Origin of the sequence: Nioella sediminis, from assembly GCF_001879695.1 — a bacterium.
Lineage (GTDB): Bacteria > Pseudomonadota > Alphaproteobacteria > Rhodobacterales > Rhodobacteraceae > Nioella > Nioella sediminis.
In genome coordinates this window covers 183216-205945 of record NZ_MNBL01000041.1, presented here as the reverse complement: position 1 = coordinate 205945, position 22730 = coordinate 183216, and the positions used below count along the sequence as shown (strand labels likewise).

19 protein-coding genes are annotated in these 22730 nt (G+C 64.6%); 8 read left to right on the top strand and 11 right to left on the bottom strand.

Features of this window, described 5'->3' with window-relative positions; all coding sequences use genetic code 11:
* Positions 1-78: 78 nt before the first annotated feature.
* The 3 genes from BKY26_RS06095 to BKY26_RS06085 form a co-directional block, all read right to left on the bottom strand.
* The gene (locus BKY26_RS06095) at positions 79-1614 is read right to left on the bottom strand and encodes a flagellin N-terminal helical domain-containing protein (RefSeq protein WP_071689502.1); all 1536 of its coding nucleotides are present in this window, start codon (positions 1612-1614) and stop codon (positions 79-81) included.
* 215 nt (positions 1615-1829) lie between these two features.
* Positions 1830-2177 carry a hypothetical protein gene (locus tag BKY26_RS06090; RefSeq protein WP_071689501.1) on the bottom strand — a complete coding sequence of 116 codons (348 nt, stop codon included), beginning with the start codon at positions 2175-2177 and terminating at the stop codon, positions 1830-1832.
* The gene (locus tag BKY26_RS06085; RefSeq protein ID WP_071689500.1) at positions 2174-2461 is read right to left on the bottom strand and encodes a rod-binding protein; all 288 of its coding nucleotides are present in this window, start codon (positions 2459-2461) and stop codon (positions 2174-2176) included. Before BKY26_RS06085 ends, BKY26_RS06090 begins: the two co-directional genes overlap by 4 nt.
* A 1920-nt stretch (positions 2462-4381) precedes the next feature.
* Here BKY26_RS06085 and BKY26_RS20190 point away from each other — a divergent pair.
* Together BKY26_RS20190 and BKY26_RS06075 are read left to right on the top strand one after the other, a co-directional pair.
* Positions 4382-4957 carry a flagellar hook-length control protein FliK gene (locus tag BKY26_RS20190; RefSeq protein ID WP_158514306.1) on the top strand — a complete coding sequence of 192 codons (576 nt, stop codon included), beginning with the start codon at positions 4382-4384 and terminating at the stop codon, positions 4955-4957.
* Positions 4958-4969: 12 nt separating this feature from the next.
* Positions 4970-5632, top strand: coding sequence for a flagellar hook capping FlgD N-terminal domain-containing protein (locus tag BKY26_RS06075; RefSeq protein WP_071689498.1), 663 nt, complete (start codon positions 4970-4972; stop codon positions 5630-5632).
* A gap of 41 nt (positions 5633-5673) precedes the next feature.
* Here BKY26_RS06075 and BKY26_RS06070 read toward each other — a convergent pair whose 3' ends face one another.
* The 5 genes from BKY26_RS06070 to ubiE form a co-directional block, all read right to left on the bottom strand.
* Positions 5674-7017: a S1 family peptidase gene (locus BKY26_RS06070; protein ID WP_071689497.1), complete on the bottom strand. Its 1344-nt coding sequence runs from the start codon at positions 7015-7017 to the stop codon at positions 5674-5676.
* A gap of 62 nt (positions 7018-7079) precedes the next feature.
* A complete protein-coding gene (locus BKY26_RS06065) occupies positions 7080-8480 on the bottom strand; it encodes a caspase family protein (protein WP_071689496.1) in 1401 nt (466 codons plus the stop codon).
* 97 nt (positions 8481-8577) lie between these two features.
* Positions 8578-9831, bottom strand: coding sequence for a glycerate kinase type-2 family protein (locus tag BKY26_RS06060; RefSeq protein ID WP_071689495.1), 1254 nt, complete (start codon positions 9829-9831; stop codon positions 8578-8580).
* Positions 9832-9910: 79 nt separating this feature from the next.
* Positions 9911-11443, bottom strand: a complete 1533-nt coding sequence (gene ubiB, locus BKY26_RS06055) for a 2-polyprenylphenol 6-hydroxylase (protein ID WP_071689494.1) — start codon at positions 11441-11443, stop codon at positions 9911-9913.
* 1 nt (position 11444) lies between these two features.
* Positions 11445-12197: a bifunctional demethylmenaquinone methyltransferase/2-methoxy-6-polyprenyl-1,4-benzoquinol methylase UbiE gene (ubiE, locus tag BKY26_RS06050; RefSeq protein WP_071689493.1), complete on the bottom strand. Its 753-nt coding sequence runs from the start codon at positions 12195-12197 to the stop codon at positions 11445-11447.
* 103 nt (positions 12198-12300) lie between these two features.
* On the opposite strand from ubiE, the gene mutM reads away from it, so the two are divergent.
* The 4 genes from mutM to BKY26_RS06030 all read left to right on the top strand — a co-directional run bounded on the left by mutM (position 12301) and on the right by BKY26_RS06030 (position 17125).
* Positions 12301-13164 carry a bifunctional DNA-formamidopyrimidine glycosylase/DNA-(apurinic or apyrimidinic site) lyase gene (mutM, locus tag BKY26_RS06045; protein ID WP_071689492.1) on the top strand — a complete coding sequence of 288 codons (864 nt, stop codon included), beginning with the start codon at positions 12301-12303 and terminating at the stop codon, positions 13162-13164.
* A 66-nt stretch (positions 13165-13230) separates the two neighbouring features.
* Positions 13231-14007: an enoyl-CoA hydratase gene (locus BKY26_RS06040; protein ID WP_071689491.1), complete on the top strand. Its 777-nt coding sequence runs from the start codon at positions 13231-13233 to the stop codon at positions 14005-14007.
* Between the two features lie 125 nt (positions 14008-14132).
* The gene (locus BKY26_RS06035) at positions 14133-15161 is read left to right on the top strand and encodes a fatty acid desaturase (protein WP_071689490.1); all 1029 of its coding nucleotides are present in this window, start codon (positions 14133-14135) and stop codon (positions 15159-15161) included.
* 101 nt (positions 15162-15262) lie between these two features.
* Complete coding sequence (locus BKY26_RS06030) at positions 15263-17125, top strand: hypothetical protein (RefSeq protein WP_071689489.1); 1863 nt, start codon at positions 15263-15265, stop codon at positions 17123-17125.
* Positions 17126-17203: 78 nt separating this feature from the next.
* Here the strand turns inward: BKY26_RS06030 and BKY26_RS06025 are convergent, their stop codons facing one another.
* Genes BKY26_RS06025 through BKY26_RS06015 form a run of 3 tightly spaced genes read right to left on the bottom strand, consistent with a single transcriptional unit; the run spans position 17204 to position 20129 of the window.
* Positions 17204-17941: a maleate cis-trans isomerase family protein gene (locus tag BKY26_RS06025; protein WP_071689488.1), complete on the bottom strand. Its 738-nt coding sequence runs from the start codon at positions 17939-17941 to the stop codon at positions 17204-17206.
* Entirely contained in the window at positions 17941-19080 is a 1140-nt protein-coding gene (locus BKY26_RS06020) for a M24 family metallopeptidase (RefSeq protein WP_071689487.1), read from the bottom strand. Before BKY26_RS06020 ends, BKY26_RS06025 begins: the two co-directional genes overlap by 1 nt.
* On the bottom strand, positions 19077-20129 hold the full coding sequence (locus BKY26_RS06015; RefSeq protein WP_071689486.1) for a pyridoxal-phosphate dependent enzyme: 1053 nt from the start codon (positions 20127-20129) through the stop codon (positions 19077-19079). Before BKY26_RS06015 ends, BKY26_RS06020 begins: the two co-directional genes overlap by 4 nt.
* A gap of 201 nt (positions 20130-20330) precedes the next feature.
* Here BKY26_RS06015 and rpsT point away from each other — a divergent pair, with 201 nt between their 5' ends.
* Both rpsT and dnaA read left to right on the top strand, forming a co-directional pair.
* Positions 20331-20597, top strand: coding sequence for a 30S ribosomal protein S20 (gene rpsT, locus BKY26_RS06010; protein WP_071689485.1), 267 nt, complete (start codon positions 20331-20333; stop codon positions 20595-20597).
* A 633-nt stretch (positions 20598-21230) separates the two neighbouring features.
* The gene (dnaA, locus tag BKY26_RS06005) at positions 21231-22619 is read left to right on the top strand and encodes a chromosomal replication initiator protein DnaA (RefSeq protein WP_071689484.1); all 1389 of its coding nucleotides are present in this window, start codon (positions 21231-21233) and stop codon (positions 22617-22619) included.
* Positions 22620-22730: the final 111 nt, after the last annotated feature.

Sequence of the window (22730 nt, the reverse complement as noted above, 5' to 3'; positions counted from 1 at the left end):
TGATGTTCCTTCCGGAATGTCAGGGCAGGGGGTCTGGTGACGGGTGGGCCGGGGCGTTCCCCCCGGCCCGGTCCGGTCTTAACGGAACAGCGACAGGATCGACTGCGGCGCCTGGTTGGCGATGGACAGCGATTGCGTCGCCAGCTGCTGCTGCACCTGAAGCGCCTGCAGCTTGGCCGAGGCCTCTTCCATATTGGCATCGACCAGCGTGCCGATCCCTGCTTTCAGCGAATCCACCAGGCTGTCGATGAAATTCGACTGGGTTTCGATCCGGCCCTGGGCCGAGCCGAAACTGGCCGCCGCATCAATAGAGTTCTGGATCAGCGTTTCCACGTTATCGAGCGCGGAATCGGCCCCGGCGTCCGTGGTCACGTCGATATTGTCGAGCCCGAAGAGCCCACCGGAGGCCGTACCGCCTGCCTGGCCATTATCCGCCAGCGTCATCGTGGCGCCCGCGGTGGCATCGCTGCCGTCATAGTCGACCAGAACCTTCCAGCCATCGGTGGCATTGCCGGTCACCTGGGTGGTCACCCCGGTTTCCCCGCCCGCATCCACAGCCGTCTTCAGGCCGCGCGCGACATCCTCCATGGTTTCACCCTTGCCAGCGACATAGTCATAGTCATTGCCATTGACCGAGATGCGATAGCTGTCGCCCTCGTTCACCGTGGCACTGGTCGACAGGGCCACTTCCTCGGCCCGGTAGGTCAGCGTGGTGCTGTCAGACCCGGTCGCCGCGACGGCGCTGTCACCCGTGCCGTTGTTGGTCATGGCGATGGTGTCGGTGCCGCCCGAATTCCAGCCGATGGTGAATTCGTCGAAGGAATTTGTGTTCGTCAGGGTTAGCACACCCGACCCGTTGGACGAGGCAGTGATTCCGGTCAGGCCAAGCGCGTTGATCTGGCCCTCGGCATTGTCGATCATCGTGGCCGCATCGGTGTCGAAGGCCACGGTGATGCTGGACCCGTTGATCGTCAGTTCCAGCGAATCGGCGCCCGACGTGTTGGCATAGGTCAGCGCGACAGAGTTCGCCGCCCCGGTGCTGTCGATGGATGCCGCCCCTGCGGTGATGTTGGTGGCCAGCGATGCGCCGCTGCCATAAACCCCGGAGCTTGTGGTCAGATCCTGCCGCGCAACGGTGATGTTGCTGGCCGTCACGGTCCCGTTCGACGCCCGATCGAGCGAGGACAGAACATTCACGTCATCGGTTCCCTGCACCAGGTTCAGCCCATTGAACTGCGCCGCACTGACGACCGAGGTGATCTGGTCGCGCAGGGCGCTGATGTCGGTCTGGATCTTGGCGCGGTCGACGTTTTCTTCCTGCGCGGCGACGATCTTGCCTTTGATCTCGGTCAGCAGGTCGGTCACGGTTTCCGATGCATTGCGCGCCACGGCGACGGTGGATTCGCCCAAAGACAGGCTTTCCGAGATGCCTTTGAACCCTTTCACGTCCGATTCCATCACCTTGGAAATGGCCCAGACCGCGGAATTGTCCTTGGCCGTGGCCACGGATTTACCGGTCGAGATTTCCTCCTGCGTCTTGTTCAGGTTCGAATTGACGGATTTCAGGGTCTGCAGCGCGACCATGGCGCTGGTGTTCGTCAGAATGCTGGACATGTCTTGTCCTTCCTCAGTTAGATCGGCGCCTGGATTCCGCGCCCGTTTCAGACCTGCCTTCGCAGGTCAGCCCAAAACGTCTTCTGACGCCTGCGGCGGGCCTTTGCGGCCCGACACGCCACCCAGTACGGTGCAGGGGAACCATTGCCCGAAAGCTCTAACAAGCTCCTAAGATCACGGGGTTTTTCCGCTGGTTTTTAGTGAAATTCGGCAGGCTATCGGCGGCGTTCGAACCGGGTCTGCGCCTGCCCGATATGGCCGCTGCGCCCTTGGGCGTCATAGCTGGAAAAACCCGATGGGCCTGACAGGCTGTTGCGCGCATCCCGCATCCCAGCCATGACCGCGCGCAAAAGCGTGCTCACCTGTTCCGCGCGCCGGCGCATATCGGTCAGCCGGGCGGCGGCGGATCTGTCGATGCCGCCGCCTTGAAGTGAGTACATTGCCCGTTCCAGCGCAACCATGGCTGCGGGCAGATCGGAGAATCGCTGACTGCGCAAGAGCGACTCCACCCCGGACAGCGCCCGGTCGGCAGCGGCCAGAGAATCGCCTGACCGCCAGATCATCGGGCCGGTCCCTCACGCGCGGCCAGCGCATTGAACAACGATTCGGCCAAACCGATTCCCCCACCTGCCGCCATCGCGCGCGCCTGTTCGGTCCTCAGGAACGAGGCGAACTGATCCTCCCCATGTCCGCCACCGAAACTGTCGCGAGGGGTGCCGAGCCCGCCATGGCGCAGCATTTCGGACAGAAACGCCGCCTCCAGTTCCTGCGCAGCCCCCCGCAGCTCCGCCTCGCGGCGGGGCGTCAGGGGGCTTTGGGTGACAGGCGAGAGGGTGAGGTCAGACATTTCCAATTCTCCGTATTCGGGGCGACTATCGCGCGCGGGAGTAAAGAATTGGTAAGCTCTGGCGCGGAAACTGCGGATCGACCCGGAAGAAATCTGGAAGGTTCCATGCATTCGATAGTGCAGATCACGCAGCCGCTTGCCCCCCCCGCCGCCTCCCGTGGCGCAGGGCGGTCCGAAGATCTGACCGGGGTGGAGTTTGCCGCGGAATTTCAATGGCAGGATAACGAACTTCCTGTATCCGGGCTGCCCGGTCCGGGCCTGGGTCCGTGGCGTGTGGTCTGGTCAGAGGATGCCACGCCAGCTGACGGCGCGATTCCATCCGCGCCGGTCGTGCTGAGTGATCATGACTTGTCTGGCGACTCATCCGGTCTTGAAGAGGCGGGTTCGCATATTGCCTTCCACACGCTTGCGCCCGAACCACCCGGCGACACCCCGGAACCCGCGCCGTCGCTGCAACTGCAAGTCGTGGTTCCGACGGAGCCGATGACACCCTCTGTCTTGTCTCCTGAAATTCCGGCGCCCGCGTTCAGCGGTCTTTTCACGTCGGGCGAGGCACCCTTGCCGTCGAGTCGGCCCATGTCGGAACCAGTGGCGCATTCACTCGCGCCGGCAGCCGGGCAAATCGCCAACAATCGCACCACCAAGCAGGCAATCCCCCCCGTCCCGGAGCAGGAAGTGCCCGCGCAACGCGAGCCGGTCCGCGGCCTGGGATCTGAAATCGCCCCACTCGTCCCGCGGTCCGTCGCACGCGACCCGAACGAAAACGGCCAGGCACCCCCCATCTCGCGCAGGGAAAACACCCCGGTGCCCCTGCCGGACGCAATGATCTCCCAATCGGCGCAAGATGCGGGCGCCGGACATCGCCCGAGCAGCATGGATAACAGCATTGCGGAAGGCCGTTTTGGCCCGGCGCTGCCTGCGCCGTCCCACCGGGCAGGATCAACGGCCCCGCCACCGAATACCGCCCAAGAGGCTATGCCGAAGTCCCGAGACGGTATGCCGATTATAGCTCAGAAATCTGCCCCGAGCACCGCAAAGGCCATCCCTGCGGCGACGCCCCCCCGTCCCGCAGGCAATCAGGCTGCCACGCCGCGACAGGGCAATCCGGCACCTTCCGGTACAGAAAATGACCGCAGCACGGCCATCCACCAACCGGAGGTTCCATCACCTCTGCGCAGTGCCGCGACGTTGGCCTCCCCGGTCCAATCGCATCGGATTGCCTCACCGGACAGCGCAAGTCCCTCGCGTGAGGGCAAATCATTCCCGAATTCTGCCACGGTGCTCCGGTCCCGCGACGGTCATCCGTCGGGGGATGCAGCGCCGCCAATGACGCAGACACCAGCGCCCCGAGGCATTGGGGAGACTCAAGCCAGGGTAGAGCCTGTCTCCCGCCCCCCCATTGAACTGCCACCGCGGCGGGTTCTCCCCCCCGCCGCCCCGGTGCAGCAAGAAGCCATGGGTCAGGCGGCTGGCCGATCGTCCCCCCCGCCTTTCGCCAAGCAGGAAGAAGAGACGCCAAGCAGATTTCATTGGCCAGCCCCGCTGGCGGTGGTTTCCCCATCTCGCGGCGAACCCGCGGTCGGGGCCGAAATCGCGGAACCAGCCAAGCCAGCCGAACGGCCCACGCCGCACAATCTGACCCGAATGGCTGACACTTCCCTCCAATTGGCCCGCGCGGACGTGATTCCAGCGCCGTTCCGATCCTCCCGGCAGTCTCAGCCCTTAGTGCCACCTGTGTCCGCCTCCATGCCCTCAGGTCCGAAGGCCGACGCGTCGGCAATGACGCAACAGCCCGCTCATGCGCGTTCCGTTGCGGTGCCCTCCCTCCAACTGCGACCTACTGAGGTGCCCCCCCGGCAACCGATCCCGACGGCAGCGCCGGAACCGTCAGTCCCACAGGTCGCCCGGCCCCTTTCTGAGGTGGCAGTCACCGCCACCGTGCCGCGTCAAGCGATGCCGGACATGACCGCCGGGGGGGATTTCGCCCCGATCCTGGCCGATCTGGTCAGCACCCCGGACGCCCCAATTCCCGCCTCTGCCCATGCGGATATCCGGCCGACGGACCCCGCATCCATCCCGCGCCCCGATCCGGTGCCGACGCAGCTTGCGCAACGGATCGCCGCCGCGCCGATGATGACCGATCGCGATGCCCCGCTGGAACTGACGCTCGACCCGCCAGAACTCGGGGCCATTCGTGTGTCTGTCAGCCGGGGAGCCGAAGGCATGGTCCTTCATCTTCAGGCCGATCTGCCCGAAACACTGGATCTGCTGCGCCGCAACGGCGCCGCCCTGATGCAGGAACTCCAGCGTCAGGGCCTTGATCATGCCGGGTTCAGCTTCTCGGGCCGCGATCCGGGTGGCCAGCAGCACAGGCCCGATGCGCCGCCCCCTGGGGCGTGCGAAGACGACGCGCAGATTCACCCGTCCCACATCCCGTCCCAATCGCCGGTCGCCTCTGCGCGGACGGGGCAATCGGGCCTGGATATTCGCCTTTAACGGAGGACAGACATGGACGTCGCGAGCATACCCCAGACCAGCCAGACCGCCGGCACATCGGCGGCGTCGGAAGATCGCACCATGATCAATTCCGACTTCCAGACCTTCCTGACGATGCTGACCACCCAGATGCAGAACCAGGATCCGCTGAACCCGATGGAGTCGACCGAATTCGCCACGCAGCTGGCCACCTTCTCGGGCGTCGAACAACAGGTTCGCACGAATGAACTGCTTGGCAGCCTTCAAGACAGCATGGCGCTGTCCAGCATGGGCCAGATCACGGGCTGGATCGGCATGGACGCCCGCGCCGAGATGCCGATGGCCTTCGACGGAGAGCCGCTGACGCTCTATGCCAGCGACAACGCGCTGGCCGATCGAATGGAACTCGTGGTGACGGATGCCGACGGGCAGACTTTGCAGCGGGTGGCCATTCCGGCCACCGAAACCGCCTTTGCCTGGGCGGGTGTGACCACCGATGGCGACCCGCTGCCAAGCGGCGTCTATGGCTTCCACGTGGAATATTTCCGCGATGACGAACCGATCGACACGCAACCGGCGCAGGGCTACGCAAGGATCGAGGAGGCGCAGATCGTGAATGGCGATATCTGGCTGTCGATGCCCGGTGGCGTGCAGGTCAATGCCGCGCTGATCCAGGCGGTGCGCGATCCGCTCTGACGGGCGGGCCCGTGCAACAGGCCCGCGCCCCGGAATTCATCTCACTTGCCGTCTTCCACGGGGGGCGTGCCGCCACCGGACCCGGCGCCACCGCCGCCGCCGATGATCAGCTGCGCCTCGGGGTAGCCCACCTCGTCATTTGTCTGGATCGTGCCGACATAGATGTCGTATCGGCCCTGCGGCGGGGCGCCCCAGACAAGGCTCGGGTTGATCCCGCCTGCGCCATTGTCGTCGCAATACCACTGCCCGTCCGGTCCGTTGATCAGCAGGCTTGTGTCGCTCTGTGATTCGACCGTGAAGGACAAGGGCGCGCCGACGCCCTGGTAATAGACCTGGAAATCCGGGGCCTCGGCCACGTGACCGGCACAGCCCTGCCCGGCGCTGGAGGCTTCCAGCAACCCGCCAGCCAGCAGATGCTGAAGGTAGGGATCAGGCGAGAAGCCGCTCGACAGGGTTACATTGCCGAAGGTCGGCGGCAGGTTGTAGTTAGGCTCGCTCGGGCGCAGATCGACCTGCGGGGTTTCGCCCGCCATGGTCGCCGCGATCCAGTCCTGATAGGCTGACACACGGGTATAGGTGCCGTAATGGTCGCCATCCTGGTGGCAATAATTGCCGCCCGACACCAGCCCGACCTGCACATATCCCTGCGTGTCAGCGGCCAGCAGCGGCCCGCCGCTATCGCCCCGGCAGGCATCGGCCACGGCCTCCTGGAACCCGGCGCAGATAACACCTGCACCCGCGTTCGACGAACACAGTTGGTTATGCACAATCGGCACCGCCGCGCCGAGCAGCACCTGCGACGTGTCCCACATCGACGGCGGAGAAGAGGTTGCGCGCTCCGCTTGGGTCAGGGGTCCGCGGCCGCGCGAGATATGCGGTGGCGGCGTCAGGCCCCAGCCGATGATCACGGTCTGATCGCCAATCTGTTCCACCACCGGGGCCAGCGCCGCATCCGACAGGCGCACCGGGGTGATGCCCGTGGGGCGGGCAAGCTCCAGCAGGGCAATATCGTTGACGCCAACCCCCTGATACCCGGAATGCAGATAGACACGAGACACGTCGAAGGCCGTGCCCCCGCCCTGCAGGCTGGAGGTATTGGCGTAGATCTCCAGCCCGCTCGGATTGTTGGGGGCGACGGTATCGACGCAATGCGCCGCGGTCAGCACCCACCTGTCCGCAATCACGGTACCGCCGCAGAAATGCCCGTCGAACCGGCTGCGCGCATTGGCCTGGTTCAGCGACACCATCCATGGGAAATCGCTGATCGACACGGCACAGCCGCCCATCACCCGGTCGCCCGAGCAAAACTCCTGCGCCTCGGCGGCATCGGGGGCTGCGAAGAAACCGGCCGTCAGAAGGGCGGCACCAAGGGTCAGAGATCTCATATGGCTCATCCTTTCTTACCCTGTTTGTCCGGCCCGTGGTCCAATGCGGGCCGCGAAATGACCTAGTCTATTGCCCGCTCGATCGTTGCCTCGGGGTTCAATGCAACGGCAGGCGGCGTTTCCGAGGGCGAGGTGACGATGAACCCGACGCCCGCACCTGCGTCATCCTGAACGACCGGCGCGACGGCCACCGGCTCCGGCACCAGCGCTTCGACGATCAGTTCGGCATCCGGCGCAATCGGCAGTTCGCGTTCCGTGCCGACCCAGATGCGGTAACTGCCCGCGCTCAGGTCTGACAGGGCCAGCACCGGCGCCGATCCATCCGAGGATGTGCCCCGGCACTGCCATGTGCCATCGGGGCGGCGCATCACCAGCACCGTGTCCTCATCGCTGAGCGTCGTTATCCTGAGCGGGCCAATCGCCTCCTGCCAGTCGAGCTGGAAATCCGGGCTGCTGGCCACGAAGCCATAGCAATTGCCCCCAAGCTGCGAGGCATCCTCGTACCCGCCTGCCAGCATATCCAGCGCCATGGCGGTCTCCGGCGGACCGGCGGCCAGGTCTATCGCCCCATAAAGCGGGTCGCCCTCGTCCTCTATTCCCCGGCCGGGCTTACCGGCACTTGGCAGACCGGCCTCTTCCACCTGCACGGGCACCTCGTTTGTGTCGGCGCGCCCGTCTCCGACCTGGAATTGCGGCGGAATCTCTCCCGCGAAGGCAAATTCCAGCCACGGCACCTGACGGCCCTGCGTGGCGTTGCGCACCGCAAAGGACACCTCGTACATGATGTCGTCGATCCGCCGCGTGGGCCGTTCCAGCGCCTGCAACAGCGCCCCGGTAAAGAGCCCGTTGCGCCCCTCCCCATCGGAGGAGGTCTGGCCGGGCGCGGCGGCATAAAGGATGAAGGCGGACGCGCCCGCAGGCGTATCCATCGCCGACAGACCAATCCCCAGATCACGCCCGCCGCCGCGTTCGGGCAGCGGGTTGTTGCGGCAGGCGTCGAGAATGATCACCCCCGTGGCCCCGGTTGCGGCCAGCCGTTCCAACAGGCGCGGCGCGGGATAGGCCCAGTCCGGCACATCCTCGGCGAAGGCGATCTCTTCGTCGTCGGTGGGGATCAGGTAATTGGTGCCCTTGTATTCCACCCCATGCCCCGCGAAGTAGAACACCGCCAGATCGCCGGGGTTCAGACTGCGGGTGAAATCGCGGATCGCCACCTGCATCCCATGCAGATCCTGGTCCAGCATCGGCCCGTCGCCATGCACGCGAAAGCCGATCTCGGTCAGGCGCTCGGCCATGTCGGTGGCGTCGTTGACGGGGTTGATGAGCGGGCTGGAGGAGTACTGGGAATTGCCAATGATCAGCGCAACCCGTTCCGCCCTGAGCTGTCCGGGCAGGGCCAGCCCGATCAGAGCCATCAGAACAACCAGCAGACTATGAGCCAGAAACCCGCGGGGGCGCACCACGTCCAGTCTCCCAAAATCACAAACCTAATGCGGCATAGTATGACCGGAAATTTCCGATCCGCCGACTCTTTTTTGTCGGCTCGGCCAAGGCAAAGGTTCAAAGCGTCAGGAAGATCTGAAGGTCTGCCACGTTGGTCCCCGTTGCCCCGGTCATCAACAGATCGCCTGACGCCGCCAGCGCCGCGTAGCTGTCGCTGTTGGCCAGCAGCGCCCTCGGGTCGGCCCCCGCCGCGCGCATCCGGCCAAGACTGCCCTGATCCACGATGGCCCCCGCCGCATCGGTCGGCCCGTCTCGCCCGTCCGTTCCGCCCGACAGGAACAGCCAATCGCCCGTCAGGCCCCGTTCCTCGGCCAGCAGCGCCACCCGCAGCGCGAGTTCCTGATTGCGCCCGCCGCGCCCGTCGCCCTGCAAGACGACCGTGGTTTCCCCCCCGAACAGCAGCGTGGCACCCGACGCGGCGTCTGCGGCAAGGTCCAGCACGCGGGCGGACGCTTTGGTCACCGGCCCGGTCAGCGGATCGTCGACGATCCGCACGGGCCGCCCCGCCGTGGCGGCCATCGCCGCGACGCTGATCCTGTTCGATCCGACAAGCTCCGCATCGGTGGCCGGCAGCGTCGCTGCCGGTTCCACGCGCCGCAGGGCGGCGCGGGCGGTCTCGGGCATCTGATCCCAGATGCCGAGCCGCCGGGTCACCGCGCGGGCGGTGGCCAGATCGGCAATCGGCCCCACCGTCGGACCACTGGCAATCACCCGCAGATCATCGCCCACCACATCCGACAGGATCAGGCTGCGCACCGGGGCAGGGGCCGCCAGTCGCAACAGCCCGCCACCCTTGAAGCGCGACAGGGCCTGCCGGACGATATTGCTCTCCTCGATATCGGCGCCAGAGGCCAGAAGCAGCCGGTTCATCTCGGCCTTGTCCGCCAACGTCAGGCCCTTGACCGGCCCCGGCAGCAACGCCGACCCCCCGCCCGAGATCAGCGCCAGCACCATGTCCCGCGCACCCGTCTCGCGCAGCAGCTTCTCCACCGCCAGCCCGGCAATCACGCCGTTGCCATCGGGCACCGGATGCCCGGCTGCGTAGCAGGCCACGCCCGCGATATCCCGGTGGTTCTCGTAATTCGTCACGATCAGGCAGCGCGTCGGCACGCCCTCCGGCACCGCAGTCCGCGCCGCCTGCATCATCCCGTTCGCGGCCTTGCCCACGGCCAACAGGATCAGCGTTCCGCCATCGGGCACCTCGACCGGGCGTGCCTTCAGGGCCTGCGCCACGGCCCGCACCGGGTCGGCGGCGGCGACACCGGCCATGAAAAGCTCGGTCAGTTCGGATCGGATCGCGTCATGCGCCATGGGGATCGCTCAAGCGGAAAAGTTGGCAGAACCTTCCCAAAGCCCCGTCCCCCTGTCCATCCCGTAACCCGCGAGGGTCTCAGAACCAGAATTCCCAGACCGCGACCGAGGCGAAGGCCAGCAGCACGCCGCCCACCAGATAGGCCAGCCGTTCCGCCACCCGCGACCGGCGCGGCGGCGGCAGCGTATTGGCATGGGACAGCAGCGCATCCTGCGCCATCTGCGGCAGGCGCGGGCCGAAACGGGACAGCACCTGTGCTGTCCGCACAAGGTCGCGCAGCATCGCCTTGGGGCCAAGGTTTTCGGTGATGTATTGCTCCACCACCGGGCGCGCCGTGCTCCAGATATTGATGTTTTCATCCAGCGACCGCGCGACGCCCTCGACCACCACCATGGTGCGTTGCAACAGGATCAGTTCGGTCCGCGTCTCCATGCCGAATTGTTCTGTTACCTCAAAGAGATAGGACAGAAGCCGCGCCATGGAGATCCGGCTGGCATCCATGCCGAAAATCGGCTCACCCACAGATCGCAGCGCCTGTGCGAATTCGTCGATATCGCGGTCGGCAGGCACGTAACCGGCCTCGAAATGCACCTCGGCCACGCGGCGATAGTCGCGGCGGATGAAGCCCATCAGGATCTCCGCGTAGACCCGGCGGGTATATTCATCCAGCCGCCCCATGATGCCGAAATCCAGCGCCACGATATCGCCGTTCGGCGCGACCTTCAGGTTTCCCTGATGCATGTCGGCGTGGAAAAATCCGTCGCGCAGCGCGTGGCGCAGGAACATCTGCAAGACCCGTTCGGCCAGCGCCGTCCGGTCATGGCCCGCCGCGTCGATGGCCTCGATATCGCTGAAGGACACGCCCTCGGCCCAATCCAGCATCATCACCCGGCGCGAACACAGGAACCAGTTCACCGCAGGCACGGTAAAGCCCTCGTCCCCTTCGGTGCGCGCGGCAAATTCCCCGGCGGCGGAGCTTTCGATGCGCAGGTCCAACTCCCGCATCACCACGCCTTCGAAATGCTCGATCACGTCCTGAGGCCGCAAGCGGCGCGAGGCAGGCGACAGGGTCTCGATCCAGCTCGCCATCAGGTAGAAGGCGTCGATATCCTTGCGAAAGGCGCGCTCGATGCCGGGGCGCAGCACCTTGACCGCCACCTCCTGCCCGGTATCGCGCAGCCGGGCGCGGTGCACCTGCGCGATCGAGGCCGCCGCAACGGGTTCGGAAAACTCGTTGAACAGCTCCTCGACCGAAATCTCCAGCTCCTGCGCGATGGTCCGCTTGGCAATGGCGCTGTCAAAGGGTGGCAGCTTGTCCTGAAGAACCCTGAGTTCCGTCGCCAGCTCCGGCCCCACCACATCGGGGCGCGTCGACAGGATCTGCCCGAACTTGATATAGGCCGGGCCAAGTGCCGTCAGCGCCCTGACCAGCGGCGGCAGGCTGGTGTCGCCTTTCAGCCCCAGCCATTTGAACGGCCAGGCCAGAATGCGCAGCCCCAGCCGAACGCTACGCGGCGCGTCCATCGCCTCCAGCGCCTCGGCCATGGCACCGGTCCGTTCAAAGGTCGCGCCGGTGCGGATCAGACGCCAGATATTGTGCGGTCCCCGCATCTCAGATCTTCCAGCCCGAATGCAGCGCCGCGATGCCCATGGACAGGTTGCGATATTTGACCATGTCGAACCCGGCCTCGCGGATCATGCTGGCGAACATCTCCTGATCGGGGAATTTGCGGATGCTCTCGACAAGGTACTGATAGCTGTCCGCATCATTCGCAATGACCTTGCCCATCTTCGGGATCACGTTGAAGGAATAGAGATCGTAGAGCTTCTGCATTCCCGCATTGGGCAACTGGCTGAACTCCAGCACCATCAACCGCCCGCCGGGTTTCAGCACGCGAAACGCCTCGGACAGCGCATCGGGAATCCGCGTTACGTTCCGGATACCGAAGCTGATCGTGTAGACGTCAAAGCTGTTGTCCTCAAAAGGCAGCGCCATGGCGTCGCCAACGATCCAGTCCAGCTTCTCGGCCATCTGCTCGGCTTCCGCCCGCTTCTGCCCCTCGATCAGCATCGATTCCGTCATGTCCAGAACCGTCGCATGGGCCCCCGGCGCGCGTTTCAGGAACCTGAAGGATATATCCCCGGTCCCACCCGCCACATCCAGCAGCTTCACCCTGTCGCGCGGCGCCAGCCAATCCATCATCGCGTCTTTCCAGACCCGGTGGATGCCGACCGACATCACGTCGTTCATCACATCGTATTTGGAGGCGACATTGGTAAAGACCCCATGGACCTTCCCGGCCTTCTCGTCCTCGGCCACGGTCTGAAACCCGAAATGCGTGGTGCGTCCGTCTGCGTCGCTCATCCTGTCATCCTTTCCGGGGGTCTTGCCCTCGCCAGAAACTCTCCCTTCTTATAGGGCTTGTCGGTGGCGTTACAATGCGCCGCCCCCCAATGAAAGGCCCGCCATGCCCGAACTGCCCGAAGTCGAGACAGTCCGTCGCGGGCTGGCCCCGGTGATGGAGGGGCAGAGGATCACCCTCGCCGACATCCGCCGCCCCGATCTGCGCTGGCCCTTCCCGCCCGACATGGGCGTGCGGCTGACCGGGGCGACCGTGCTGCGCCTTCGGCGGCGGTCGAAATACATCCTTGCCGATCTGTCCACGGGCGAAACGCTGCTGATCCATCTGGGCATGTCGGGCCGCATGCTGGTCTCTGGCGCGCAAGGTCGGGACATGCCCGGCCAGTTCCACCACGACCACCCCGCGCCGGAAAAACACGATCACGTCGTGCTGGATATGGAAAATGGTGCCCGGATTACCTTCAACGACGCCCGCCGCTTCGGCGCGATGGACCTGATGGAGACATCCGCGCAGGACGCGCACCCGCTGCTGTCCGTGCTCGGCCCCGAACCCTTCGGCAATGCCTTCGATGGTCCCTATCTGGCGGCACGTCTCAAAGACCGCAAAATGCCGATCAAATCCGCCCTTCTGGATCAGCGAATCGTGGCCGGTCTGGGCAATATCTACGTCTGCGAAGTGCTGTTTCGCGCCCGCATTTCCCCAAAACGCGCCGCAGGCCGCATCGCGACGCAACGTTGCGAGGCCCTGGTGCCAATCATCCGCGATGTGCTGTCCGAGGCGATCGAGGCGGGCGGCTCATCCCTGCGCGATCATCGCCAGACCGACGGGGAACTGGGCTATTTTCAACATAATTTTCAGGTCTATGGCCGCGAGGACGCCCCCTGCGCCACCCCTGGCTGTTCGGCGACCATCCGCCGGATCGTGCAGTCGGGGCGGTCCAGCTTCTATTGCCCCACCTGTCAAAGATAGCTTGAACCGCGCGCCGGGGCTGATAACCCTGCGCATCCGAGGGACAACAATACCGGGACGCACCGAATGGCCTACGAGACCCTGATCGTCGAGATCGAAGAGCATATCTGCCTTATCAAGCTGAACCGGCCTGACGCGCTGAATGCGCTGAACACCAAGCTGCTGGCCGAGCTTTGCGATGCGCTGGAAAGCGCCGATGGAAACGACAAGGTCCGCTGCGTGGTCATCACCGGGTCGGAAAAAGCCTTCGCCGCCGGGGCAGACATCAAGGAGATGTCCGACAAGAGCTTTACCGAGGTCTTCACCGAAGACCTGTTCGCCGATGCCTCCGACCGGATGATCCGCATCCGCAAGCCGATCATCGCCGCCGTGTCGGGCTACGCGCTTGGCGGTGGCTGTGAACTGGCCATGGCCTGCGATTTCATCATCGCGTCCGACACCGCCAAGTTCGGCCAGCCCGAGATCAATCTGGGCGTCATCGCCGGGATGGGCGGCAGCCAGCGCCTGACCCGCTTCGTCGGCAAGTCGAAGGCCATGGACATGAACCTGACCGGCCGTTTCATGGATGCCGAAGAGGCCGAGCGGTCGGGCCTCGTCAGCCGCGTGGTGCCCGCCAAGAAGCTGATGGACGAGGCCATGAGTGCCGCTGCCAAGATCGCGGAAAAATCGCTGATCTCGTCGATGGCCGCGAAAGAGGCGGTGAACCGCAGCTATGAGACCACGCTGGCCGAAGGGCTGAGATTCGAACGCCGCCTGTTCCATTCCATGTTCGCAAGCGAAGACCAGAAAGAAGGCATGGCCGCCTTCCTCGAAAAGCGCGAAGCCCAGTTCCGCGACCGCTGAACAACGGGCGACGCCGCGAAAGCGGGGACCGGTACGTATTTTCGCGCCCCGGTCGTAATGTGTCATAGGCGAACCCCTGTTCCTCGTGTATGGGGTCCGCAGACATAAATAAAATATGCAGGCTCATGTCCGATCACACTGAACTTACCGGGCATCAGCCTGAACCGCGCGCGGCACGGGACTGGATCAAGGTCCTCGCGCAATACCGCGAACCGAACGCGCTGCGCAGCAGTTATGAACTTGGCATTACTATCGGTCCGTTCCTGTCGCTCTGGGTTCTGGCCTGGTGGTCGCTATCCGTCAGCTACTGGTTGACCCTTGCCATATCCTCGGTCAATGCCGCCTTCCTGCTGCGGCTCTTCTGCATCCAGCACGATTGCGGCCATGGCGCGTTTTTCAACAATCGCACGGTCAGCGACTGGCTTGGCCGGGTTCTGGGGGTGCTGACGCTGACGCCCTATGACGTCTGGCGGCGCACCCATTCGATTCATCACAGCAATTCCGGCAATCTGGGACGGCGCGGCATCGGCGATGTCCACACGCTGACCGTTGCGGAATATCGCGCCCTGTCGCCCATGGGTCGCCTGATGTACCGGCTCTACCGCAACCCGGTGGTGCTGTTCGGCCTTGGGCCGGGATACCTGTTCTTCCTGCAAAACCGCCTGCCGCTCGGGCTGATGGCCAGCGCCAGATACTGGATCAGCGCCATGGGCACCAACGCGGCGATTCTGATCGGTCTGGGGCTGATGCTCTATTTCGGCGGGGTGATGCCCATCCTGCTGATCTTCCTGCCCTCGACTTTGCTGGCGGCAACTGCGGGTATGTGGCTGTTCTATGTTCAGCACCAGTTCGAAACCACCCAATGGGATGCCGAGGAAAACTGGCAGGTGCATGACGCCGCGCTGAATGGCAGCTCGCATTACGTGATGCCCGCGCCGCTGCAATGGCTCAGCGCCAATATCGGCATTCACCACGTTCATCACCTCTATAGCCGCATCCCGTTCTACCGGCTGCCCGAGGTGCTGCGCGATCATGCCGAACTGGCGGGCCGCAACCGGATGACGATCCGTGAAAGCCTGGCCAATGCGCGGCTGCATCTTTGGGATGAACAAAGCCGCCGCCTGCTGTCCTTCGCGCAGGCCCGCGCCCGCTGACATCCGGCCCGGAATCGGGTGGCCACGCGATGCCGGGTTTTGATGATCTCCGCTGGCTATGATATGCTCTCGTTGATGCTGATGACCGGCGGACCCACCCTATGCTGTGGCGCGCGCTTTTTCTGATCCTCTGGCTTGCCGCCCCGACCGCTGCGGATGAAATCCCACCGAGCGGCGCCCAGACCGACAGGTTGCTCTACCAGCTCGACGGTCTCTCGCAGGCGCTCGACCACCTGGAAAGCTTCCGCGCCGCCTTTCCCGATCCGGCCACCGCCGATGCCTATCTTGCCGCCTGGCGCGAGATGATCGAGGCAAATGCCTTGCTCTACGCCTCCCGCGACAGCCTTCCCGGTCCGGCCTATGCTGACTACGATCAGACCCAACGCCCGATGGTCGCCCGCATCCGCGAAGCGACCGAGATCCTGGCCCATCTTCAGGCAGAGGCGAACTGGCAGGGGGCGCCGCTTTTCCCGTTCCCGTTCGAGCTTCACCAACCGACGCAGCAGGCGGTGGATGCCTCGGGGCTCGATCCCGCGGGATACCTTGTGCAGATCATGGTCGAGGATCGGCCAGAACCCTTTCGCCTGCCCGGCTTGCAGGCCACCGTGGCGCTGACCCTGCACCATCCGCCGGACCTGTCCCTGCCGCTGGCATGGTCCTGGCCCGAGTCTGCCGCCACGCCGTCGGTGATGCTGGAAATCGGCAATCCCACGGGCGCGCAAGGCATGAGCGTATCGCTTCAGTTCTCCGCCCCCGGCGCGGTATTTGAACCGGTTCCCGGCGCGGCGGCCACCACCCGCTGCGTCCCAAACGCAGACCGCATGGAGTGCGACGCAGACCTACCTGCCGGGGCACCGCTCCGCCTGATCATCCCGTTGCGTCCCGCTACAGCGCCCGCAACCCTGCCCGCACCCTATGACCGGGACGTCACAGTCTCTGTCACCGGCACCGCCATCGCCCCCGGTGAAACCCGGATCGACCTGCCGCCTGCCTCAATCGCGCTGCCCTTCCGGTCCTGCAATGCGGCGCTGGCCGAGGGGCTGGCCCGTTTCTTCGAGGATCCGACACCGCCTGCCAACTGGTCCCACCGGCTGGCGGTGCTGGCCCATGTCGCGCCACGCCCCGACCTTCCGGGGCGGCTGACCTACCGCGCGCCGGTGCCGCAAAGGGCCGGGCCATCACTGGCCGAGATCCTGCAAAACGGCTGGCCCGCCCCTACGCCGCCGCCCGAATTCGAAGACCTTGGCCCAAGGGAACAGGCCGCGTTGATCGCCCGGCAGGCCGCCACCAACCGTGGCCCCGACAACCGCCTGCTGGAGATCGGCCAGATGATCGCCGCCAACAGCCCGGCGCTGGAGGGGCTGCGCAGCTTCAACCGCGCCTGCCCCGCTTCCTCCGAGGATATCCCGGTCGTCACCGTACAACTGTCAGAGCTGGACCGGCTTCATCGCGCCGTGTCCGAAGCCCGCGCCGAGATCGAGGCGCTTTATGACGCCGCCGCGCTTGAACGCGACCAGCAATCGCGCACCTTCTACGAGGCGCTTGCGCAATCCGGGGCAGAGCAGGGCGGTCTGCTTCGGCATATCGACATGCCCGAAGACCCGAACCGGTTCGGCGAAGAGCTTTATCCCGGCGAACGGCTCTTCGTTCCGATCTACCGCGCGATTTACAACGCGGGGTTCTATGGTTTGCTGTCGATCACCAGCCACGCCGCACGGGCGCAGGCGGCCCGGTCGCTTCTCGGCCCTGTCAGCATCGCCACCTCCGTTTGGAATGTCGGCAGCGAGATCCAGAGCTATCAGACCGTCCGCATCCAGATGGGTGCGGCCCTTGGGTGGGTCGAGGTCGCGGCCTATCTGCGACAGCTGCGCGCCCGATACGAGGGGCTGGAGGCCGAGCTCACCCGCATCCGCACCGACTTCCGCACCCTTCACCGGACGGCCTGCGCCTGCCGCTTCGAATAGCGGTATCGTATGTACGGGGGGTGTACGGGGGGTGTACGCCCGGTGTACGGGGGGCGCCCCCCCTGTTTTCGCCGTTTCTCAGCGCATCAGACGCCCGAACCGCGCCAGCGGCTCTACCCCCGCCAGCTGCGTCATGTGCCAGCCCATGACCTGATTGGACGACAGCACCGGCAGGCCCGTCGCGGCCTCGATCCGGTCGATCACATCCAGCGTGCGCAGATTGGTGCAGGACAAGAAGAGCGCATCGAATTCCCCTTGTTTTGCAAGGGTTTGCGCCGCGTCCGCGATGGAATCCGGCGCGATCCGGGCGGCGAATTCCTCGCGTTCCTCGTTGAAGGTGCCCAACAGCACCACCTCGATTTCAGCGCGCGCAAGCGCCGTGATCAGCGAAGAATTCACCGCTGCCACATAGGGCGACAGGACCACCAGACGCTTGACATCAAGATGCCTGCACGCCGCGATCAGCCCTGTAAGCGGGTCCGTTACGGCGTTGGTTTTGCAGCCTTTTTTCACCATTCCAGCGACCACGTCGGCACCGATGACAGAGGTGCCCGAGGTGCAGCCATAGCCCACGACATCGAATTTCGCAGGCATCGGAAACAGCCGCGCCGCACCGGTCAGCTTTCCCTCCATCTCGGCCAATGCGTCATTGGTCACTTCCTGCCCGCTCGGCACCCGAGTGACATAGCAAGCCACTCCATCCAAAGGAAGAATCCGGCGCATGTCATGTTCCACCGTTTCATCCGATTGCAGGCTGATCAGCCCGATCGTCGCGCGTGTGCCCAGTTGCGGGGCAAGGTCGTAGGTGAACTGCATCACAGGATCCTCAACTCTGGGGCCGAGAAGGGGGAAAGCCGCTCCGGCCCTGCCTCTCGGATGACAATATTCTCTTCGTGAACAAGGACTTGACCGTCCGCAATCTCCACCCCCGGCTCCAGCGTCAGCACCATTCCGGGCTGCAGAACCGTGTGGTCATCGGGAATGAGAGAGGGCCATTCCGTCAGTTGCATCCCCAACCCATGGCCATAACGCCCTGCCTCTGACCCGCCCGCGCTGCCGGTCAGAACCGTGTCCATCGCGTGAAACAGATCTGCTGCCGTGGCACCGGGACGTGCGATTTCCATTGCGCGATCAACGGCTTCGATCAGTTTCCGGTGCCCGTCAAGGCAACGCGGATCGACTGCCCCGATCCCGAAATTCCGGTCGTAGTCGCAGAAATACCCGTCCACGACCAGCCCGGTATCCAGCATCAGCACATCCCCCACAGCCAAGGGCGTGTCAGAGGCAGGCGAGATCACATCGTCATATCCCAAAGGCCCCGCGCCGCCCGCGAGGTAAGGCACCCAATCCGCGCCTTCCTCCAGACACAGCATCTGGAACCGGCGAAATACCTGCGACAGCGGCACGCCCGCCGCAGCGATCTCTCCCACCCGGTCAAAGGCCCGGCCCGCCACCGCGCAGGCGGTGCGGATCTTGTCGATCTCCGCTTCGGATTTCACCAGCCGCAGGGACCGCATAATCCCTTGGTCGGACACCAGATTTACCGATTCCCCAAGCCGCGCGTAGTCCGCAAGCGGCATCCGCAAATGGGTCTCATGCCCCATGGGCAGCCCAACCGGCCCGTCGCCCGCAACCTCGCGCAGCGTGTCCGCCAGCAGGCTGACGCCATCGTCGCTCAGATCGGGCGCGCGCCAGGTGCGGATGTCCTCGACCCAGGTGCGGGCCATCACGGGCGCGCCGATGGCAGGGATCACCGCAATGGGTTTTCCGCTTGCGGGCAGCACCACGAACCAGGGCCGCGTCGGGCTTTCCCAGAACCGGGTGATGTAGCCGGTGAAATACCGCACCTCCGGTTCCGTCGTCAGCAGCAGCGCCGCCAGGCCATGGTCGGCCATCAAAGCCTGCGCGCGGGCGACGCGGGCCGCGAACTCCGCCTCGGGGAAACCGCGCGTCATGCAGGCCCCTCCGATAGGAAACACAGCACGCGAGAGTCCGGGCCAAGGCCAAGCGACGCCGCGTCCGCAGCCAATACACCCGCAACGCCCGCGACCCCGGATTCGGAGCCTTCCAGCCCTTCCGCGGCCATCGGCCCCAAGGCGTCTGCGGCTTCCTCTTCCGTGATCAGCAGAAAGTCATCGGCATCCCGTGACAGACCCGTCAGCGCGATCAGCGAGGCCTCCTTGCAGTCGAGCCGCCCCATGGCCGAGACCGGCCCGCTCGTGGTGACAAAGCCCCCCGCTTTTATCGAATTGAAGATTGCAGGCGCGGCGTCCGGTTCCACTACCACGATACGCGGGGCGTCGCCCAAACGCTTGCGCACCAAGGCCGCGACCGCGCCCGCAAGTCCGCCAACGCCCGCTTGAAGGAAGACATGGGTGGGCGGCTCGGGGCAGTCATCCAGCGCCTCGGCAGCCATCTGCAGATAGCCCTCCATCAGCCGGTGCGGGCGGTCCATGTAGCCGGGCCAGGAACTGTCCGACAGCAGGATGTGGCCGTTCGTTTCAGCCGATTCGGCCGCCAGTGCCATGGACGCCTCATATTCCGCACCGGCGCGAACCACCTCGGCCCCCTTGTCGCGCAGCCGTTCGGCAAAGCTTTCCGGTACGGTGTCGGCGATATGAACAATCGCCCGCGCCCCGAAGATCCGCGCCCCTGCGGCCACGGACATGCCGTGATTGCCCGCGCTTGCGGTGATGTAGGTGCGGCCTGCCAATGCGGTCGACAGATCCTCTGCCCCCGTTGCAACCGCATCGCAGGCAATGACATAGGCCGCGCCAAGCGCCTTGAAACTGCCAAGCCCCATCCGGCCCCGTTCATCCTTGACCCAAAGCGCGCCGACCCCGGCCCGCGCCGCCAGAGCCGGGGCAGACGTAAGCGGCGTGGTTGCATGGGCCGGGCATTGGGCCAACAGTTTTGCCACCGCCTCTGCATCGGTGGACGGCGCCGGGGCACCGGAGAGATTTGTCAGGCCCTGGCCACGGAACGGATTGGAAAGATGCTGCACGGTATCCCCTCGGCTGGTTAACTTGTGCCACCCTAGCGGGCTTGACCGCTTTAGGTCTTCCCTTTCCGACAGGTTTGGCCTAATAGCGCCGCCAGACATGCGTGTGAGGCCCGCTTTGGCCAGAGAGCCGGTTACGGAACCCGGGTCGTGGGCTTGATGCGCATTTGAAATTTCAATCGAACCCACGAAGGGACCCGACACATGGCAAATTCGCCCCAAGCCAAGAAACGCGCCCGCCAGAACGAGCGCCGCTACGCCGTCAACAAAGCCCGCCGTTCGCGCATCCGCACCTACCTGCGCAAAGTGGAAGAAGCCATCGCCTCCGGCGATCAGACCGCCGCTGCCGCTGCCCTGCGCGAAGCTCAGCCCGAGCTGATGCGCGGCGTCACCAAAGGCGTCCTGCACAAGAACACCGTTGCCCGCAAGATGTCTCGCCTGTCGGCCCGCGTGAAAGCGCTCGGCGCCTGAGGCAAGGCTGCAACACCTTGAAAACAAGGCGTCCCATTGGGGGCGCCTTTTTTGTTTGGCGAAATTTCCTTGTTCTCGGCACCCTTAGAATGGGCCCGGCGGATTCGTTTCCAGATAGCTCAGAGTCAAGCGCGAAGTTTCGTTGAAAGGATCGCGTGAGTCCCGCTAGCTTAGGTTTCAGCGATTCACATAGTCTGGGGGGACATCGGGCGCGGATAGTGCTGAGGGGAAACTCTCTTGGGGACGGATTTACCCTATCGCCGCGCCTGAGGCCTGAAGATCTGGTTCAGTTGGCACTGTATCATGATTTTCAGGGTGCGTCTGTGGCCAGTCGGGACCAAACCGACGCCTAAGCGCATGTCCGGAGACCTCCAACCTGGGAATATTCGCACGAATCACCACACGGCCGTCAGAGCCGGGTGACAGTGCGTGTTTGTCAGGATCGGGGTATCTGATCGGCCGGGTTCGGTCGTTTCCCTTTCTTGCGCATGGCGGGGCAAGGTGCGGGTTCCGCATCAGTCATGCGCAGGGTGACACGGACTGCGGGGACCGTGAAGGCAAAGGGTTAGGGCGGCAAACGGATCGCCCGCACAGGTCCGCAAAGGACCGTGTCAGAAGAATGACGGGAACAGGATGACACAAGACGAATGGGGGCACGTTCGGGGCGAACTGCTGAAATCGGTTGGAAAGAACAATTTTTCGGCCTGGATTGATCCGATAACCTTTGAAGGGATCGAAGGCCGCACTGCACAGCTCGTCGTGCCCACCAGTTTCATCGGCACCTGGGTGTCCCAGCATTTCGGCGACGTGATCCTGCGGCACATGATGTCTGCCGGGGCCGAGGTGGACCGGATCGAGTTTTCCGTCGATGCGCAAGGCAGGGCCAATGGCGCGACCCAGGTCGAGCCCGTGGCCAAGACGGCACCCAAGCCCGCCGCGAATGGCACGCGTTCCGCGCCTGCCACCACCCCTGCGCAGGAGCTGCCGGAATCGACCCTGAACGCCAACTTCACATTCGCCGATTTCGTCGTCGGCAAGCCCAATGAATTGGCCCATGCCGCCGCGCGCCGCGTGGCAGAGGGCGGCCCGGTCTCGTTCAATCCGCTGTTTCTTTATGGCGGGGTCGGTCTCGGCAAGACCCACCTGATGCACGCCATCGCGTGGGAACTGCGCAACAACAAGCCCGATCTCAAGGTCATCTACCTGTCTGCGGAACAGTTCATGTACCGCTTCATCCGCGCGCTGCGCGACCAGGACACGCTGTCCTTCAAGGAGGTCTTCCGCTCGATCGACGTACTGATGGTCGATGACGTGCAGTTCATCGCGGGCAAGAACTCCACGCAGGAGGAATTCTTCCACACCTTCAACGCACTGGTGGAACTGGGCAAACAGATCATCATTTCCGGCGACCGCGCGCCCGTGGATATGGAAGAGCTGGACAATCGCATCGCTTCTCGCCTGCAATGCGGCCTTGTCGTCGACCTGCACCCCACGGACTACGAATTGCGGCTCGGCATCCTGCAGCAGAAGGTCGAGGCGCAGCGCGAACGTACCCCCGATCTCAAGATCGCGTCCGGCGTGTTGGAGTTTATCGCGCATCGCATTTCCTCCAATGTCCGGGTTCTGGAGGGCGCGCTGACACGGCTCTTCGCCTTTGCCGACCTGATCGGCTGCGAGATCACCATGGACCTGACGCAAGAATGCCTGTCCGACATCCTGCGCGCGTCTGACCGCAAGGTCACCATGGACGAGATCATCAAGAAGACCTGCGAACATTACCACCTGCGTCAGTCCGACCTGATGAGCCCATCCCGCGCCCGCAATATCGCGCGGCCCCGGCAGATGGCCATGTATCTGTGCAAGAAGCTGACCACCCGTAGCCTGCCCGAGATCGGGCGCAAATTCGGCGGGCGCGATCACACCACGATCCTGCACGGCGTGCGCAAGATCGAAGAACTGATCTCGGTCGACAGCCAGATTGCCGAGGACGCGGAACTGCTGCGGCGGATGCTGGAAGCCTGATCGCTCCTTCTTCTTGGCGAAAATACTCCGGGGGTGCGGGGGCAGCGCCCCCGCCCGGGTCGACGCCGTAAGGCGGCGAAACCCGGCATCTCGCCTCATTTCCCCGGTTTT